This is a genomic window from Variovorax sp. W1I1, assembly GCF_030815625.1.
Taxonomy (GTDB): Bacteria; Pseudomonadota; Gammaproteobacteria; order Burkholderiales; family Burkholderiaceae_C; genus Variovorax; species Variovorax paradoxus_C.
Genome location: NZ_JAUSWZ010000001.1, coordinates 6071326 through 6087699, shown reverse-complemented (window position 1 = coordinate 6087699; position 16374 = coordinate 6071326). Strand labels below are relative to the sequence as shown.

17 protein-coding genes are annotated in these 16374 nt (G+C 67.8%); 13 read left to right on the top strand and 4 right to left on the bottom strand.

Annotated elements, in window-relative coordinates; all coding sequences use genetic code 11:
* Positions 1–93 precede the first annotated feature (93 nt).
* From QFZ83_RS28310 to QFZ83_RS28255, 12 genes are all read left to right on the top strand, one after another.
* Positions 94–1299 (top strand): M20 aminoacylase family protein, encoded by a 1206-nt coding sequence (locus tag QFZ83_RS28310; protein ID WP_307511702.1) that lies wholly within the window; start codon positions 94–96, stop codon positions 1297–1299.
* Positions 1300–1340: 41 nt separating this feature from the next.
* Positions 1341–2318 carry a tripartite tricarboxylate transporter substrate-binding protein gene (locus QFZ83_RS28305; RefSeq protein WP_307511701.1) on the top strand — a complete coding sequence of 326 codons (978 nt, stop codon included), beginning with the start codon at positions 1341–1343 and terminating at the stop codon, positions 2316–2318.
* A 120-nt stretch (positions 2319–2438) separates the two neighbouring features.
* Positions 2439–2966 (top strand): helix-turn-helix domain-containing protein, encoded by a 528-nt coding sequence (locus tag QFZ83_RS28300; RefSeq protein ID WP_307511700.1) that lies wholly within the window; start codon positions 2439–2441, stop codon positions 2964–2966.
* Entirely contained in the window at positions 2966–4294 is a 1329-nt protein-coding gene (locus QFZ83_RS28295; protein ID WP_307511699.1) for a type II toxin-antitoxin system HipA family toxin, read from the top strand. The genes QFZ83_RS28300 and QFZ83_RS28295 overlap by 1 nt, the downstream gene beginning before the upstream one ends.
* A 128-nt stretch (positions 4295–4422) precedes the next feature.
* Positions 4423–5337: a dihydrodipicolinate synthase family protein gene (locus QFZ83_RS28290; protein WP_013544295.1), complete on the top strand. Its 915-nt coding sequence runs from the start codon at positions 4423–4425 to the stop codon at positions 5335–5337.
* A 37-nt stretch (positions 5338–5374) separates the two neighbouring features.
* Positions 5375–6517, top strand: a complete 1143-nt coding sequence (locus tag QFZ83_RS28285) for a branched-chain amino acid ABC transporter substrate-binding protein (protein ID WP_013544294.1) — start codon at positions 5375–5377, stop codon at positions 6515–6517.
* 17 nt (positions 6518–6534) lie between these two features.
* On the top strand, positions 6535–7470 hold the full coding sequence (locus QFZ83_RS28280; protein WP_307511698.1) for a 4-hydroxyproline epimerase: 936 nt from the start codon (positions 6535–6537) through the stop codon (positions 7468–7470).
* A 10-nt stretch (positions 7471–7480) separates the two neighbouring features.
* Positions 7481–8584 (top strand): FAD-binding oxidoreductase, encoded by a 1104-nt coding sequence (locus QFZ83_RS28275; protein ID WP_307511697.1) that lies wholly within the window; start codon positions 7481–7483, stop codon positions 8582–8584.
* Entirely contained in the window at positions 8581–8829 is a 249-nt protein-coding gene (locus QFZ83_RS28270) for a (2Fe-2S)-binding protein (RefSeq protein ID WP_013544291.1), read from the top strand. Before QFZ83_RS28275 ends, QFZ83_RS28270 begins: the two co-directional genes overlap by 4 nt.
* Entirely contained in the window at positions 8826–10109 is a 1284-nt protein-coding gene (locus QFZ83_RS28265) for an FAD/NAD(P)-binding oxidoreductase (protein ID WP_307511696.1), read from the top strand. The genes QFZ83_RS28270 and QFZ83_RS28265 overlap by 4 nt, the downstream gene beginning before the upstream one ends.
* Positions 10110–10129: 20 nt before the next feature.
* Complete coding sequence (locus QFZ83_RS28260) at positions 10130–10798, top strand: GntR family transcriptional regulator (RefSeq protein ID WP_307511695.1); 669 nt, start codon at positions 10130–10132, stop codon at positions 10796–10798.
* Between the two features lie 71 nt (positions 10799–10869).
* Complete coding sequence (locus QFZ83_RS28255) at positions 10870–11805, top strand: fatty acid desaturase family protein (protein ID WP_307511693.1); 936 nt, start codon at positions 10870–10872, stop codon at positions 11803–11805.
* 4 nt (positions 11806–11809) lie between these two features.
* On the opposite strand, the gene QFZ83_RS28250 is transcribed toward QFZ83_RS28255, so the two are convergent.
* The 3 genes from QFZ83_RS28250 to QFZ83_RS28240 all read right to left on the bottom strand — a co-directional run bounded on the left by QFZ83_RS28250 (position 11810) and on the right by QFZ83_RS28240 (position 13358).
* A complete protein-coding gene (locus tag QFZ83_RS28250) occupies positions 11810–12697 on the bottom strand; it encodes an EamA family transporter (protein WP_306881265.1) in 888 nt (295 codons plus the stop codon).
* A gap of 84 nt (positions 12698–12781) precedes the next feature.
* Positions 12782–13102, bottom strand: coding sequence for a hypothetical protein (locus QFZ83_RS28245; RefSeq protein WP_306881264.1), 321 nt, complete (start codon positions 13100–13102; stop codon positions 12782–12784).
* A gap of 85 nt (positions 13103–13187) precedes the next feature.
* Positions 13188–13358: a hypothetical protein gene (locus tag QFZ83_RS28240; protein WP_013544285.1), complete on the bottom strand. Its 171-nt coding sequence runs from the start codon at positions 13356–13358 to the stop codon at positions 13188–13190.
* 59 nt (positions 13359–13417) lie between these two features.
* On the opposite strand from QFZ83_RS28240, the gene QFZ83_RS28235 reads away from it, so the two are divergent.
* A complete protein-coding gene (locus QFZ83_RS28235; RefSeq protein WP_307511691.1) occupies positions 13418–14902 on the top strand; it encodes an MATE family efflux transporter in 1485 nt (494 codons plus the stop codon).
* Here QFZ83_RS28235 and dbpA read toward each other — a convergent pair.
* Positions 14868–16319, bottom strand: coding sequence for an ATP-dependent RNA helicase DbpA (dbpA, locus tag QFZ83_RS28230; RefSeq protein ID WP_306881262.1), 1452 nt, complete (start codon positions 16317–16319; stop codon positions 14868–14870). The genes QFZ83_RS28235 and dbpA overlap by 35 nt on opposite strands.
* Between the last annotated feature and the right edge of the window lie 55 nt (positions 16320–16374).

The window sequence follows — 16374 nt, the reverse complement described above, 5'->3', positions numbered from 1 at the left end:
CGCACCGCAGACCCAGAGCAAACCAGCGTGCGCCCGGCGGGCGGCTGCGACAGAATCGTTCGCTTCGAACGACTCCCGCAGCCCCCACCCGCCATGAACATCGTCGACGCTTTCGCCAGCAACGCCGCCCGCTTCGTAGACATCCGACGCGACATCCACGCGCATCCCGAACTGGGCTTCGAGGAACACCGCACTTCCGAGAAGGTCGCGAACCTGCTCACGGAATGGGGCATCGAGGTGCACCGCGGCATCGCGGGCACGGGCCTCGTCGGCGTGCTGCGCAAGGGCACGGGCTCGCGCACCATCGGCCTGCGCGCCGACATGGACGCGCTGCCGCTGCACGAAGCCAACGACTTCGCCCACAAATCGACCAACCCCGGCCGCATGCACGCCTGCGGCCACGACGGCCACACGACGATGCTGCTGGCTGCCGCCTGGCATCTGTCGCAGCAAGGGCCTGACGATTTCGACGGCACCGTGCATTTCATCTTCCAGCCCGCCGAGGAGATGGGCAAGGCCGGCGCCAAGAAGATGATCGACGAGGGCCTCTTCGAGCGCTTCCCGTGCGATGCGGTCTTCGGGCTGCACAACTTTCCGGTCGGCGACGTGGGCCGCTTCGCGCTCAACGAAGGCGCGCTGATGGCGTCGAGCAACACCTACAAGATCACCGTGCGCGGGCGCGGCACGCACGCCTCGATGCCGCACACGGGCATCGACCCGGTGGCCGCGGTGGTCACGCTTGCGCAGCAGCTGCAGACCATCGTGGCGCGCACCATTCCGAGCACCGAGCGCGCACTGCTCGCGGTCACGCAACTGCAGGGCTCGGATGCGCCGAATGTGATTCCCGATGTGGCGACGGTCGGCGGCACGATCCGCACCTTCTCCATCGAGGCCATCGACAAGATCGAGGCGCAACTGCGCGAAGTGGCGGCCGGCGTGTCGGCGGCGCATGGCTGCACGGCCGAGGTGTACTTCAACCGCTCGTCGCCGCCGACGGTGAACCATCCGGCCGAAGCGCGCTTTGCCGCCGGCGTGATGCGCGAGGTGGTGGGCGACGACATGGTCACCGACGATTTCCCCGCCGTGATGGGCGCCGAGGACTTCGCGCACATGCTGCTCGCGCGGCCCGGCTGCTACGCGTTTCTCGGCAATGGCGACGGCGACCACCGGCTCGACGGCCACGGGCCCGGCCCTTGCATCATTCACAACACCTCGTTCGATTTCAACGACGAGATCATCCCGATCGGTGCCAGCTACTTCGTGAAGCTGGTGCAGCGCTGGCTGCCGTCGGGCACCTGAGTTTTTCTTTCCTGTTGACGATGATGAAAGCGGCCACAACGATGACCTCCACCCTGTTCACCCGACGTTCGCTGGCTGCGGTTGCAGCCGCCGTGGCGTTCTGCAGCTTCGGCTTCGGCGCCCACGCACAGCAGCGCGTGATCCACATCATCGTGCCCTTCGGCACCGGCGCCGTGCAGGACACGGTGGCGCGCGCGTTCAACAACGAGCTGGGTGCGGCGCTCAACGCGAGCGCCATCGTCGAGAACCGCGCGGGCGCGGGCGGCACCGTGGGCGCGGCCGTCGCGGCCAAGGCGCCGGCCGATGGCAGCACGCTGGTGCTCGCGGCCGCGAGCCACAACATCGCGGCCTTTCTGTACAGCAAGCTGTCCTATGACCCGTTGAAGGATTTCGTCGGCGTGGCGAATGTGGGCAACGCGGGCTATGTGCTGGCGGTGGCGAGCGGGATGAACGTGTCGAATACGGCCGACTTCATCAAGGAGGTGAAGGCCAACCCGGGCAAGTACAACTACGCCTCGGCGGGCAATGGCAGCGCGACGCATCTGGCGATGGCGTCGTTCCTCGCTAAGGCGGGGCTGCAGATGACGCACATCCCGACCAAGTCGACCGGCGAAGCCGTCAACGAAGTGCTCGCGGGGCGGGTGCAGGCGGTCATCTCCTCGAGCATCGGCGTGATGGGCTTTCAGGACGACGCGCGCATGAAGCTGCTGGCCTCCACCGGCCAGTCGCGCAGCCCCTTCCTGCCGAAGCTGCCGACCGTGGCCGAGAGCGGCCTGTCGGGCTACGCCTTCGATTCGTGGATCGGGCTGCTGGCACCGGCCGGCACGCCGAAGGCCGAGGTCGAGCGGATCAACGCAGCGGCCAACAAGGTGCTGGCCGATCCGGCGATCCAGGAGCGCTTCAAGCGCCTGGGCGTGGAGCCGCGCAGCCAGAGCGCGGAAGAGTTCCAGAAGCTGCTGCGGTCTGACTGGGATGCGATGGGCGCGGTGGTGAAGGCGTCGGGCGCGAAGATCGACTAGGTGTGAATTACAAGCCTAAGCTTGTTTTTAGCTCGTACAAGCCAAAGCTTGTAATCAGCAACAATAAGCCCAAGCTTGTATGTTGACAAAATAAGCCAGGGCCGATATCTTGCTTGCAAGATGGACTATCCCCTTCGCTTCGTCGACCAACTGCGGCCCCACCTGAAGGCGCTGCGAAAAAAACGTGGCCTGACGCAGGCGCAAGCAGGCGCGCTCGTCGGCGTCAGCCAGGCCCGGATCGCGGAGATCGAGGCGAATCCCGGTGCCGTCGGTCTCGAGCACCTGGCGAAGCTTCTGTCGGCGCTGGGGGCGTCCTTCTACCTGCGGGACGATGCGCCGCCTTCGAGCGGCCCCGTGTACGCCATGGAAGAGGGCCCGGAATACACGTCGTCCCAGGACACGGACGTGAAGGTCCCCGAGGGGTGGACGACCCGAAAGATGAACGGCGGGTCCGTGCTGGTGACGCTGTCCGCGCAAGAGCCTGACGCCGCGGCAGCTCAATCGTCCGACGAGGACGGGGCAGCCCAGGTCGGATCGACCGCACCGGGTGCATTGCTCCGGCAGCTTCAAGCCCTGAACCCGGGCAAGGACGTCAAGCCGACATCGCGCCGCAGCTTCGTCATCCGGCCGAAGGCGGACTCCTGGTGATGCAGGCGCTGAATGCGTGGATGAACGGAGAGCTGGTCGGCACCTGGTCTGTCGATCGCGATTCCCACGCGTTCAGGTATCACCCCGGATGGCTGGATTCGCCGCGACGGCGTTCGTTGTCGCTGTCGATCCCGATCAACAGCACGCTCGAAGTCCGGGGCGACGTTGTCCGGAACTACTTCGACAACCTGCTGCCCGACAACATCGCGATCCGGGTGCGCCTGGGCCACCGTTTCAGGCTCAAGGGCATCAACACCTTCGACCTGCTCGAAGCCATCGGGCGTGACTGCGTCGGCGCCGTGCAATTGCTGCCTGAAGGCGCGGAACCCGACGGCTGGAACGCGATGAACTGCGAGCCCATCGGCGACAAGGAAATCGCCGAGCTGCTGCGGGCCGTTCCGTCCGACGCCACCCCCGAAAGCGTGCGCGACGAACACCTGTTTCGCATCTCGCTTGCCGGCGCACAGGAAAAGACCGCCCTGACCCGCTGGAACGGCGCGTGGTGCCGCCCGCACGGCGCCACGCCGACCACGCACATCATCAAATTGCCGCTCGGACTCATCGGCGGCTCCAGGCGCGTGGACGCATCCGACTCGGTGCAGAACGAATGGGTTTGCGCGCAGATCGTCGAGGCGCTCGGCCTACTTGTGGCGCCAACATCCATGGCGACCTTCGAGGGCCAGACGGTCCTGGTGGTGGAGCGTTTCGATCGCGAATGGATGGACGGCGGCACATGGATCGCACGCCTGCCGCAAGAAGATTTCTGCCAGGCCATGGGGCTGCCGTCGACGCGGAAGTACGAGCACGACGAAGGCCCCGGCATGGCCAATTGCCTGCAGCTGCTGCAGGGAAGCCGGAGCGCTGACGACCGCACCCGGTTCCTGCTGACCCAGCTGGCGTTCTTTCTTCTCGCCGCGACGGACGGCCACGCCAAGAACTTCTCTGTCCGCCTGTACCAGGGCGACGTCTACGACATGACGCCGCTCTACGACATCATTTCGATGTGGCCCTACTTCGGCAACGGACCCCACCAGTTCCAGCAGCGCAAGGCGGGCCTGGCCATGGCGGTTCGCTCCAAAAGCAAGCACTACCTTTTTCACACCATCCAGGCGCGCCATTGGCACCAGCTGGCGATGAAGAACGGCGGCATCGACGTGTGGAACGCCATGCTGGACATGGTGGCGTCGCTGGAGGAAGCGCTGGGCGAAGTCGAGGCATTGCTGCCGCCCGATTTCCCCGCATCGACCTGGGAAGCCATTTCGCGGGGAATGCGAAGCGAGGCTGCGCGCTTCCTTGCGGGCGCTGTCGGCACGCCGCGCGTCGGATAAATCAGGCCGGAAAGGGCGCGGGTGCCGCGACGTTGGCCGACGGCTGGGCGCAGAAAAATATCTTGACGATATGTTCTTAATATATTTAAAGTGCGCCTGATTTCCACCGCACACCCAAGGAGCGACCCGTGAGCAATCCCCGCTGGCAAGGCATCTTTCCCGCCATCACCACCAAGTTCCACGCCGACGAAAGCATCGATGCCGAGGGCACCGCGCGCCACATCGACTTCCAGATCCGCAACGGCATCCACGGCCTCGTCACCTGCGGCTCGCTCGGCGAAGCCAGCACGCTGACGCTCGAAGAAAAGCTGCAGGTCGCCAAGATCGCGCTCGAAGCCGCCGACGGCCGCATCCCGGTGCTGGCCAACGTGTCGGAAACGAGCACCCGCGAAGCGCTGCGCTACGTGGACGGTGCCAACAAGCTCGGCGTGGCCGGCTTCATGGTGATGCCCTCGGTGATCTACGTGGCCGACGCGCGCGAGGCGATGCTCAACGTGCGCACCATCGCGAACGCGGCGCAGAAACCCATCATGGTCTACAACAACCCGGTGGCCTACCGCGTGGACTTGAAGCCCGAGCACATGGTCGAGCTGGCCGATTGCGAATGGATCGCCGCCATCAAGGAGAGCACCGACAACATCCGCCGCATCACGGACCTGCGCAACACGGTGGGCGACCGCTACCAACTCTTCCTCGGCGTGGACGATCTCGCCTATGAAGGCCTGGCGCTCGGCTGCGACGGCCTGCTCGCGGGCGTGGGCTGCGCGTTCCCGCGCGAGACGGTGGCGCTGTACGACCTGATGAAGGCCGGCAAGTTCGCCGAAGCGCTCAAGCTCTACCAGTGGATGACGCCGATGCTGCACCTGGATGTATCGACCAAGCTGGTGCAGAACCTGAAGCTCATCGACGTGCTGGTCGGCGTAGGCACGGAGCACATGCGGCGTCCGCGTCTGCCGCTCATCGGCGAGGAACGCGCCTTCATCGAGAACATCGTGAAGAAGGCGCTCGCGACGCGGCCGGCGCAGTACCAGTCGGTTGTGTAATAACCGCCCTTTTCATTGTCCCAACCTAGGAAGAAGCATGAAGACAAAAGCAAGCATGGTTCCATTCATCGGCGGCATCGGCCTGGTGGCACTCGCCGTCGCAGGCCAGGCCAGCGCGCAGGAGCAGGTCGTGAAGATCGGCCACAGCGGTCCCCTCTCGGGTCCCAACGCGTTCGCGGGCAAGGACAATGAAAACGGCGTGCGCCTGGCCATCGAGGAGCTCAACGCCAAGAAGCTCAGCGTCGGCGGCAAGACGCTGAAGTTCGAGCTGGTCTCCGAAGACGACCAGTGCGACGCCAAGACCGGCGTGAGCGTGGCGCAGAAGTTCGTGGACGACGGCGTCAAGTTCGTCATGGGCCCGTACTGCTCGGGCGTGGCGATTCCGGCCTCGCGCATCTACAGCGACGGCGGCACCATGGTCTCGACAGTGGGCACCAACCCGAAGGTGACGCAAGGCGGCTACAAGAACCTCTATCGCATCATCGCGAGCGACAACCAGATCGGCTCCAGCATGGCCGTGTACGCGGCCAAGGAGCTGAAGGTCAAGAAGGTCGGCGTCATCGACGACCGCACCGCCTTCGGCCAGGGTCTCGCCGAAGAGTTCACCAAGGAAGCGCAGAAGCAGGGCCTCACCGTGGTCGGCAAGGAATTCACCACCGACAAGGCCGTGGACTTCACCGCCATCCTGACCAACATGAAGGCCAAGGCGCCCGAGGCGATCTTCTTCGGCGGCTATGCACCGCAGGCCGCACCGATGGCGCGCCAGATGAAGCAGCTCGCCGTGCCCGGCAAGCTCCTGGGCGGCGACACCGTCTGCAGCCCCGCCACCGGCAAGCTCGGCGGCGATGCGGTCAACGACCTCGTGTACTGCGCGCAGGGCGGCTCGATCCTCGAGAAGGCGCAGAGCGGCCCGGCCTTCAAGGAGAAGTTCAAGAAGCGCTTCAACGCCGATGCCGATGCGTACGCCGCCTCGTACTACGACCAGGTGCTGTTCATCGGCGAATCGATGAAGAAGGCCAACTCGATCGACCCCGACAAGGTGGGCGCGCAGCTCTACAAGGACACCTACAAGGGCGTGGCCGCGACCTATTCGTACGACGACAAGGGCAACATGAAGCAGGCGCCGATCACGGTGTTCACCTTCAAGAACGCAGCCCCCGTCCCTATCGCCAGCTACTGAAAGAAAGACGCCACGACATGCAACGCATCCAGATCGTCGACTCGCACACGGGCGGCGAGCCCACGCGCCTTGTGATCGGCGGGTTTCCCGACCTGGGTGGCGGCAGCATGGCCGAGCGCCGCGCGTTGCTGGCCGACCAGCACGACAAGTGGCGCGCAGCCACCGTGCTGGAGCCGCGCGGCAGCGACGTGGTGGTCGGCGCGCTCTTGTGCGAGCCGGTGTCGCCCGACGCCGCTGCGGGCGTGATCTTCTTCAACAACGCCGGGTATCTGGGCATGTGCGGCCACGGCACCATCGGGCTGGTCGCGAGCCTGGCGCACATGGGGCGCATCGGCGTGGGCGAGCACCGCATCGAGACGCCGGTCGGCACGGTCACGACCACGCTGCATGCCGACGGCTCGGTGAGCGTGCGCAACGTGCCGGCGTACCGGCATCTGCATCAGGTGGCGGTCGAGCTGCCGGGCCACGGCACCGTGCGCGGCGATGTGGCGTATGGCGGCAACTGGTTCTTCCTGGTGAACGAACATGGCCAGCGCGTGGCGAGCGACAACCTCGCCGCGCTGACCGACTACACAGCCGCCCTGCGCAAGGCGCTTGCAGCGCAGGGCATTACCGGCGCGGAAGGCGCGGAGATCGATCACATCGAACTCTTCGCGAACGATGACGACGGCGCGGACAGCCGCAACTTCGTGCTCTGCCCCGGCAACGCCTACGACCGATCGCCCTGCGGCACCGGCACCAGCGCCAAGATCGCCTGCCTCGCGGCCGACGGCAAGCTCGCGCCGGGCGAGACGTGGACGCAGGCCAGCGTGATCGGCAGCCGCTTCGAGGCGAGCTACATGATGGACGGCGACAAGGTCATCCCTACCCTGCGTGGCCGCGCGCACATCAGCGCCGAGGCCACGCTGCTGGTCGACGACGAAGACCCGTTCGGATGGGGCATCCGGCTCTGAAGCCGCTGGCATGAACGCGGACGTGATCGTCATCGGTGCCGGCATCGTCGGCGCCGCCTGCGCGCACGCGCTGGCGCAGGCCGGCCGCAACGTGCTGGTGCTCGATGCGCGCATCGGCGGTGCCACCGGCGCCGGCATGGGTCACCTCGTGGTGATGGACGACAACCCGGCCGAGCTCGCGTTGAGCCGCGATTCGACGGCGCGATGGTGCGCCCTCGCGCCGCACATGCCCGAAGACTGCGCGTACAGCGCTTGCGGCACGCTCTGGATCGCCGCGAACGAAGAAGAAATGGCCGAGGCCGAACGCAAGCAGCAACGATTGCGCGCGGATGGCGTCGAAAGCCGGCTACTCGACGCAACCGCATTGGCACGCGCCGAACCTGCGCTGCGCAAAGGCCTCGCGGGCGCGCTCGAAGTGCCGGGCGACGGCATCCTCTACGCGCCGAATGCCGCGCGCTGGCTGCTCGCGCAAGGCGGCAATGCAATCCGCATCGAACACGCGAAGGTCGATGCCATCGAAGACGACGGCACGCTGCGTCTCGCCGACGGCACCCGCCGCAGCGCGCCGCAGATCGTGCTGGCCAACGGCATCGAGGCGACGACGCTCTGCCCCGAACTCCCGATCCGCCCGAAGAAGGGCCACCTGCTGATCACCGACCGCTATCCGGGCACGGTGCATCACCAGCTCGTCGAGCTCGGCTACGTGACCAGCGCGCACCACAGCGACGGCGACTCGGTCGCGTTCAACGTGCAGCCGCGGCCCACGGGGCAGTTGCTGGTCGGCTCCTCGCGCCAGTTCGACACGACCGACCCGGCCGTGGAAGCGCCGATGCTCGCGCGCATGCTGCAGCGCACGCTCGACTACCTGCCGGGGCTCGGCAACCTCAACGCGGTGCGTTCGTGGACCGGCATGCGCGCCGCGTCGCCCGATGGCCTGCCGCTGCTGGGCAAGCATCCGTGGCGCGAGAAGCTCTGGCTCGCCGTCGGCCACGAGGGCCTGGGCGTGACCACCGCGCCGGGCAGCGCGCACCTGCTCGGGGCGCTGATGACAGGTGCCGCACCTGAATTCGATGCGGCGCCTTATGCGCCGCGTGGTCTGCTGGAGATGGCATGAGCGCCCACACCTTGCTGCACATCGATGGCAATCTGGTGCGCGTGAAGGCGGGCAGTTCGGTCGCCGCCGCGTTGCGCATCGCGGGCGGCATGGGCGTGGCGCGAACCTCCGTCACGGGCCAGCCGCGCGCGCCGTTCTGCGGCATGGGCGTGTGCCAGGAATGCCGCGTGCTGATCGACGGCCGCCGCCGGCTCGCCTGCCAGACAGTCTGCGGCGAAGGCATGCGCGTGGAGACCTCGGAATGACCGCGCTCGAACACTGCGATGTGCTGATCGTCGGCGCGGGCCCTGCAGGCATGGCGGCGGCTGTCGCTGCCGCGCCGAGCGGCGCATCGATCGTCGTGATCGACGACAACCCCATACCCGGCGGACAGATCTGGCGCGACGGCCCCGGCGCCTCGTTGCCCCCGGCAGCGCGCAAGTGGCGCGATGCGCTCGAGCGCCACGCCAACATCCGCGTCAGCAGCGGCACGCGCGTGATCGCCGCGCCTGCGCGCAACGAACTGCTGCTTGAAGACGCCGAACGCGGCTGGCGCGTGCAGTGGAAGCAGCTGATCCTCTGCACCGGCGCGCGCGAACTGCTGCTGCCCTTCCCCGGCTGGACGTTGCCCGGCGTGACGGGTGCTGGCGGATTGCAGGCGCTCATCAAGGCAGGCCTGCCGGTCGAAGGCGAGCGCATCGTGATCGCGGGCAGCGGGCCGTTGCTGCTCGCCGCTGCGGCCACTGCGCGCGCTGCCGGCGCGAAGGTGGTGCGCATCGCGGAGCAGGCCACGTTCTCGGCGGTCGCGGGCTTCGCCGCGAACCTCTGGCGCTGGCCGGGCAAGGCCGCGCAGTCGGTGACGCTGGCCGATCCGCAGTACCGCACTTCGTCGCGCATCGTGTCCGCACAAGGCAACGCGCAGGTCGAATCGGCTTGGCTTCTCCAAGGCGGGCGCGAAGTGGAAATCGCCTGCGACCGCGTGGCCTGCGGCTTCGGCCTCACGCCGAACACGCAACTCGGCCGCCTGCTCGGCTGCGCCCTCACGACCGAAGGTGTCGGCGCGCAGGCGCTGGCCGTCGACACGCGGCAGCTCACCAGCCTGCCCGATGTCTACGCCGCCGGCGAATGCACCGGCTTCGGCGGCAGCGAGCGCGCGCTCGCGCAGGGCACCATCGCCGGCTACGCGGCCGTCGGCAACGAACGCGCCGCAAAGCAGCACGAAGCCGAACGCGCCCGCTGGGACGTTTTCGCCGCGCAACTGCACCGCAGCTTCGCGCTGGCCCCCGAGATCAAACAGATGCCGCAGCCCGACACCCTCGTGTGCCGCTGCGAAGACGTGCCCTTCTCCGCGCTCGCGGACTGCACCGGCTGGACCGATGCCAAGCTGCACCGCCGCTGCGGCATGGGCGCCTGCCAGGGCCGCGTGTGCGGCGATGCGGCGCAGTTCCTCTTCGGCTGGGCGCCGCCCGCGCCGCGCCCCCCGCTGTCGCCGGTGCGCATCGCAACGCTGGCCGGATTGGCCAGCGAGGACGACGCCCGACAATGAGGCCGCATCCGAAGACAACCATGGCCCCCCCGAAGACCACCCCCCGCCCCCCGCCCAAGCGCCGCGCCGCCGACGTGGCCTACGACGCCATCGAGACGCTGCTGTCCACCATGCAGCTGCGGCCCGGCAGCCAGATCGTCGAGGCCGACCTTGCCTCGCGCACCGGCCTCGGCCGCACGCCGGTGCGCGAGGCGCTGATGCGCATGGTGTCGATCGGGCTCATCGTTCAGCAGCCGCGCCGCGGGCTCCTGGTATCGGCCATCGACCTGGCCGACCACCTCGATGTGATCCAGACCCGGCGCGTGCTCGAACGTGTGATCGCGGGCTGCTCGGCGCGCCGCGCGACCGCGCTGCAGCGCAAGGACATCGTGCGCTGCGCCGAGGAAATGGTCGAGGCCGCGGGCCGCGGCGACCTGACCGACTACATGCGCGCCGACCACGCGCTCGACCTCGTCAACCATCAGGCGAGCCACAACGATTCGGCCGTGAAGGCGGTGATCCCGCCCATCGTGCAATGCCGCCGCTTCTGGTACGCCTACCAGCACGAAGGCGAGATCGTCGAAGGCGCGAACGCGCACCTCGAACTCGCGCAGGGCATCGCGACCGGTGACGAGGCCGCGGCGGTTGCGGGCGCCGAGCGCCTCATGGATTACCTGGAGCTTTTCGCTCGCAAGATCATCGACAAATAGGTCGAAGGACTGCATTTCCACACCGGGGAACTACGCGTGATTTGTCGAGGCCCCCAGCGCATACTGGCCTGATGGCCGTCGCACCCCGCGCCCAACCCGAAGATTTCTTCACGCCCGAAGAGTGGCAGTCGCTCACTTGCCGTTCGTCATGGAAAGGCCTGTGGCTGGTGGCGCATTGCTGGGGCGTGATCGGCGCCGCGATGCTTGCGGGCATCGTGTGGCCGTGGACCATTCCGCTTATGGTGCCGGTCGTCGGCGCGCGGCAACTGGGGCTCTTCATCCTCATGCACGACGCGGCGCATGCGGGCCTGCACCGCAGCCGCAAGGTCAACGACTGGGTCGGCCACTGGCTGTGTTCGTACACCCTGCGCGACTACCGGCCCTATCACCTGCAGCACCACCGCTTCGTGCAGCAGACCGAAGACCCGGACCTCGTGCTGTCGGCGCCCTTCCCGATCACGCGCGAATCGATGTGGCGCAAGGTCGTGCGCGACCTGAGCGGGCAGACCTTCTACAAGCAGCGCTTCGGCCACATCGCGGAGGGCATCCGCAATCGCGCGCCCGGCGAATCGGCGCTGCAGGTGTTCGGCCGCGAGATCGCGAAGGACCGGCGCTTTCTCATCGGCAACGGTCTCGGCCTGCTGGCCTTCGCATTGGCTGGCTACTGGTGGGCCTGGGTGCTGACGTGGCTGCTGCCGATGGCGACCTGGCTGCCGCTGGTGAGCCGCGTGCGCAACATCGCCGAGCATGCGCTGGTGGCGCAGAACGAGGCCGATCCGTTGCGCCAGGCGCGCACCACGCATGCCAACCTGGTCGAGCGCATCTTCATCGCGCCCTACTGGGTCAACTACCACTGCGAACATCACATGTTCACCAACCTCCCCTGCTGGGCGCTGCCGAAGGCGCACCGCCTGCTGCTGCGCCGGGGCATCACCGATCGGATGGAAGTGCAGCCGGGGTACCTGCACCTGCTGAGGCAGGCGACAGCGGTGCAGGCTGTCGCTTGATCGGCTAGCGCGCCGCGGGTTTCGCGAGCACCGTCGGCCGCGCGCCGCGCTGTGCATGCTGGCTCATCCAGATGCTCGCGATCACGATGCCGATGCCCGCGATCTGCGGCACCGAGAGGCGCTGACCCAGCAGCGCCCAGCCCAGGATCACCGCCGTCACCGGGCTCAGGAAGGCCAGCGGCGCGACCGCCGAAGGCTCCAGCCGCGCCACGCCGCGGAACCACACGATGTAGGTGAGCGCGGCGCCCACGAGGCCAAGCCATGCGAAGCCGATCCAGTTTTGCGCGGTGAGCGCGGGCAGCGGCGGCTCCAGCAGCAGTGCGAACGGCAGCAGCAGGAGCCCGCCCGCGGTGAGCTGCCATGCGGTGAAGACCAGCGCCGAAACCGGCGGCTGCCAGCGGCGGGCGAGCACCGTGCCGAAGGCCATCGACACCGCGCCTGCCACCGCCGCGGCAATGCCGAGCGCATCGAGCGCTGCATTCGGCGTGAGCACCAGCAGCGCGACGCCGCCGATGCCGACCACCGCCGCCGCGATCGACAGCGCGCGTATCGGCGAGCCGAGGAGCACGCTTGCAAGGAACACAACGAAGAGCGGTTGCACCGAAGTGATCGTCGCCGCAACGCCGCCCGGCAGCCGGTAGGCCGCGACGAACAGCATCGCCCAGAGGATCGCGAAGTTCAGCGCGCCGAGCACGAAGATGCGGCCCCACCACGCGCGCTCGGGCAGTTGACGGACGATCAGCAGCAGCAGCAATCCCGCGGGCAGCGCACGCAGCAGCGCGACCGTCAGCGGGTAGTTCGGTGGCAGGAGTTCCGTGGTGACGATGTAGGTGCTGCCCCAGATGGCGGGCGCGGCGGCAGTAAGGAGAACGTCGGTGGTTCGGCTGGTCATGACCTGGTCCTCCTGGGGAGTCGAGCTGGTGTCCAGGCCCGAGGCGCCTTGCCGGCGCATCGGCCGCCAGATGGCGTCCGCGGCTCAGTCAACTGCGGCCGCCGGCTCGGGGCCGGGCCAGCCCAGCAGCTCGGCCAGCCGCTGCACGATCCACTCGGCCTCGGCGGGCGACACGCCCGATTCCGGCGTCGCGAGCCCGGCGTGAATGCGCCGCAGGATCTCGCTCTCGACCGGCACCTCGGTGTGATGCTGGATCTGCGCATGGCCCACGAGGTGGTTGGCGAGGTCCTCGCAGATCTCGTAGCGCTCGCGCACCACGCCGATCGGCTCGCTCAAACGCTGGCGCGCATCGCTGTAGACCGCGAAGAACGAGGGCGGGATGAAGATCTGGTTGTCGTCGGACATCGCGGCGTTGTTTATAGCTGGCCCAACGACAAAACGCGCCCGAGGGCGCGTTCGTCGTGGCTCCCGGGGAGCCGCAGGTGCTGGATCAGCCGCCCTTCTTGGCGCGCTTGCCGGGGTTCTTCTTGCTGCGCGTTGCGGTGCCACGTTCCAGGCTGACCTTCTGGCCGCCACCGGTCTTGGGCAGCGTGTAGCCGGGCAGCGGCGTCGGCTTCGGGGTGGCAACGCGTTCGGCTTCGGTACGGAATGTCTTGGGCATGAAAAGCTCGGGTAAAAGTAATGTTCGAACCCGCAATTAGGCCACATCGAGGATTTCATATGCCAATAACCGAAACGGCGGGTGCCGTCGAGCGTCCGCGCTTCGTTTCGGGCTCGCTGCTGCGCCATGTTTGCGTGATGGCCGGCACCGGTGCCATCGGGCTGATCGCGGTGTTCGCGGTCGACCTGATCAACCTCTTCTACATCTCGCTGCTCGGGGAGAAAGAGACGGCGGCGGCGGTCGGTTTCGCAGGCGTGGTGGGGTTCTTTCATGCGTCGCTGTGCATCGGCCTCACCATCGGCATCGCGGCCGTGGTGTCGCGCACCGTGGGCGCCGGCCGCGCGATGGATGCGCGGCGCATCGCCACCTCGAGCCTCGTGTTGATGACGGCCGCGTCGGTGGTGGTGGGCAGCGGCACGGCCTTCTTCCTGCACCCTGCCCTTCACGTGCTCGGTGCCGAGGGCGAGACGGCGCGGCTCGCGCAGCGCTACCTCGCAGTGACGGTGCACACGCTGCCGCTGTTGGGCCTGGGCATGGCGTGCTCGGCGCTCTTGCGCTCCATCGGCGATGCGCGTCGCTCGATGACGGTCACGCTCGCCGCGGCCTTTGTGACCGCAGTGCTCGATCCGATCTTGATCTTCGGTTTCGGCCTGGGGCTCGACGGCGCGGCGATCAGCGCGGTGGTGTCGCGCATGGTGCTCGCAGCCATCGGGCTGCATGGCGTGATGGTGAAGCACCGGATGCTAGGGCGCTTCGAAGCGCCGCGGCTGGCCGGCGACGCGCGTGCCCTCGCGAGCGTTGCGGGGCCGGCGGTGCTGACGAACCTCGCGACGCCCGTCGGCGCTGCGTTCGTTACGCATGCGATCGCGCAGTTCGGTCCGTCTGCTGTGGCGGGCGCGGCCACCATCGACCGCTTGAGCCCGGTGGCGTTCGGGCTCGTCTACGCACTGAGCGGCGCGGTCGGGCCGATCCTCGCGCAGAACCTCGGCGCCGGCCAGTACCGCCGCGTGCAGGAAGGATTGCGCGACAGCTTGCTCTTCATGGTGGCCTCGGTCGCCGTCGCCTGGCTCGTGCTGGCGTTGGGACAGGGCGTGCTGATCCGCGCGTTCTCGGCCGAAGGACAGGCCGCCGAGCTGATCGCGCTGTTCTGCACCTGGCTCGCGGCCAGCTTCTTCTTTTCAGGCGGGCTGTTCGTGGCGAACGCGTCGTTCAACAACCTCGGGCATCCGCTGCTGTCGACTTTTTTCAACTGGGGGCGCGCCACGCTGGGCACGATTCCGTTTGCCTGGTGGGGCTCGCACCACGGCGCGGCCGGCGTGCTCGTCGGGCAGGCCGTGGGCTCGTCGATCTTCGGATTGCTGGCGGTGGTGGTGGCGTTCCGGCTGGCGGCCAAATTGGCGCGGCAGGAGCCGTCGATGAAGGCGCCTGCACCGGTGCTCGACGCACCGGTGGCGCCGACCTCGGCGCATGGCGATGCGGCGGCGCTCGCGACGCCGCAGCCGGCGGCGGTTACTGGTCCTGCAGCGTCAGCAGGCGCACCTTGACCGACTTGCCCTTGACCCGGCCGCTGCCGAGCTTGTGCGCCGCTTCCGCAGCGATCGCGCGGTCCACAGCCACATACGTCGAGAACTCGTTGACGTTGATCTTGCCGACCTGGTCCTTCGTGTAGCCGCAGTCGCCCGTGAGCGCGCCCAGCACGTCGCCGGCGCGGATCTTTTCCTTGCGCCCGCCGACGATCTGCAGCGTGGCCATCGGCGGCTGCAGCGGCGCGCCCTTGCCGGGCGTGAGCTCGGCCAGTTCGTGCCATTCGGACTCGCGGCCCTGCAACTGCTCGATCTTTCCGACGCTGCCCATCTCGTTCATGCTGGCCAGGTTCAGCGCCAGGCCTTCGGCATCGCCCGATTGGCCCACGCGGCCGGTGCGGCCGACGCGATGAATGTGGATTTCCGAATCAGGCGTTACGTCGACGTTGATCACCGCTTCGAGGTGCGAGATGTCCAGCCCGCGCGCCGCCACGTCGGTGGCCACGAGCACCGAGCAGCTGCGGTTGGCGAACTGCACCAGCACCTGGTCGCGCTCGCGCTGTTCGAGCTCGCCGAAGAGCGCCAGCGCGCTGAAGCCCTGCGCCTGAAGCACTTCGACGAGGTCGCGGCACTGCTGCTTGGTGTTGCAGAAGGCCAGCGTGCTGACGGGACGGAAATGGTCGAGCAAGAGGCTCACGGTGTGCAGCCGCTCGCTGTCCTTCACCTGGTACCAGCGCTGGCGGATCTTGCTGCCTTCATGCTGCGCCTGCACCGTGATCTGCTGCGGGCTCTTCATGAACTGCTGCGCGAGCTTGGCGATGCCTTCGGGGTAGGTGGCCGAGAACAGCAGCGTCTGGCGTTCCTTCGGGCACTGGCGCGCGACCTTCACGATGTCGTCGAAGAAGCCCATGTCCAGCATGCGGTCGGCTTCGTCGAGCACCAGCGTGTTGAGCGCCGAGAGGTCGAGGTTGCCGCGCTCCAGGTGGTCCATGATCCGGCCCGGCGTGCCCACGACGATGTGCGCGCCGTGCTCCAGGCTCGCGATCTGCCCGCGCAGCGCGACGCCGCCGCAGAGCGTGACCACCTTGATGTTTTCCTCGGCACGCGCCAGGCGCCGGATCTCGGTCGTGACCTGGTCGGCCAGCTCGCGCGTCGGGCACAGCACCATCGCCTGGATGGCGAAGCGGCGTGCATTGAGATTGGCGAGCAGCGCGAGGGCAAAGGCGGCGGTCTTGCCGCTGCCGGTCTTGGCCTGGGCAATCAGGTCCTTGCCGAGCAGCGCCGGCGGCAGGGCGGCGGCCTGGATGGCCGTCATCTGCGTGTAGCCGAGCTGGGTAAGGTTGGCCAGCATCTGGGGCGAGAGCGCCAGGGTGGCAAAGCCGTTGTCGGTCGAAACCTGGGCTTGGGAGCCGTCGGCTGTGGGATTGGTCGTAGTCATCGTTTCAGCAGCCGGGACCCGGGAAAAACAAAGGCCTTGCCGGCACCCTTCGCGG

Coding starts and splice junctions, on each gene's coding strand:
- QFZ83_RS28235 (WP_307511691.1), top strand. CDS start 13,418: ATGCCAATAACCGAAACGGCGGGTGCCGTCGAGCGTCCGCGCTTCGTT.
- QFZ83_RS28295 (WP_307511699.1), top strand. CDS start 2,966: ATGCAGGCGCTGAATGCGTGGATGAACGGAGAGCTGGTCGGCACCTGG.
- QFZ83_RS28245 (WP_306881264.1), bottom strand. CDS start 13,102: ATGTCCGACGACAACCAGATCTTCATCCCGCCCTCGTTCTTCGCGGTC.
- QFZ83_RS28285 (WP_013544294.1), top strand. CDS start 5,375: ATGAAGACAAAAGCAAGCATGGTTCCATTCATCGGCGGCATCGGCCTG.
- QFZ83_RS28265 (WP_307511696.1), top strand. CDS start 8,826: ATGACCGCGCTCGAACACTGCGATGTGCTGATCGTCGGCGCGGGCCCT.
- QFZ83_RS28255 (WP_307511693.1), top strand. CDS start 10,870: ATGGCCGTCGCACCCCGCGCCCAACCCGAAGATTTCTTCACGCCCGAA.
- QFZ83_RS28250 (WP_306881265.1), bottom strand. CDS start 12,697: ATGACCAGCCGAACCACCGACGTTCTCCTTACTGCCGCCGCGCCCGCC.
- QFZ83_RS28270 (WP_013544291.1), top strand. CDS start 8,581: ATGAGCGCCCACACCTTGCTGCACATCGATGGCAATCTGGTGCGCGTG.
- dbpA (WP_306881262.1), bottom strand. CDS start 16,319: ATGACTACGACCAATCCCACAGCCGACGGCTCCCAAGCCCAGGTTTCG.
- QFZ83_RS28305 (WP_307511701.1), top strand. CDS start 1,341: ATGACCTCCACCCTGTTCACCCGACGTTCGCTGGCTGCGGTTGCAGCC.
- QFZ83_RS28280 (WP_307511698.1), top strand. CDS start 6,535: ATGCAACGCATCCAGATCGTCGACTCGCACACGGGCGGCGAGCCCACG.
- QFZ83_RS28300 (WP_307511700.1), top strand. CDS start 2,439: ATGGACTATCCCCTTCGCTTCGTCGACCAACTGCGGCCCCACCTGAAG.
- QFZ83_RS28275 (WP_307511697.1), top strand. CDS start 7,481: ATGAACGCGGACGTGATCGTCATCGGTGCCGGCATCGTCGGCGCCGCC.
- QFZ83_RS28310 (WP_307511702.1), top strand. CDS start 94: ATGAACATCGTCGACGCTTTCGCCAGCAACGCCGCCCGCTTCGTAGAC.
- QFZ83_RS28260 (WP_307511695.1), top strand. CDS start 10,130: ATGGCCCCCCCGAAGACCACCCCCCGCCCCCCGCCCAAGCGCCGCGCC.
- QFZ83_RS28240 (WP_013544285.1), bottom strand. CDS start 13,358: ATGCCCAAGACATTCCGTACCGAAGCCGAACGCGTTGCCACCCCGAAG.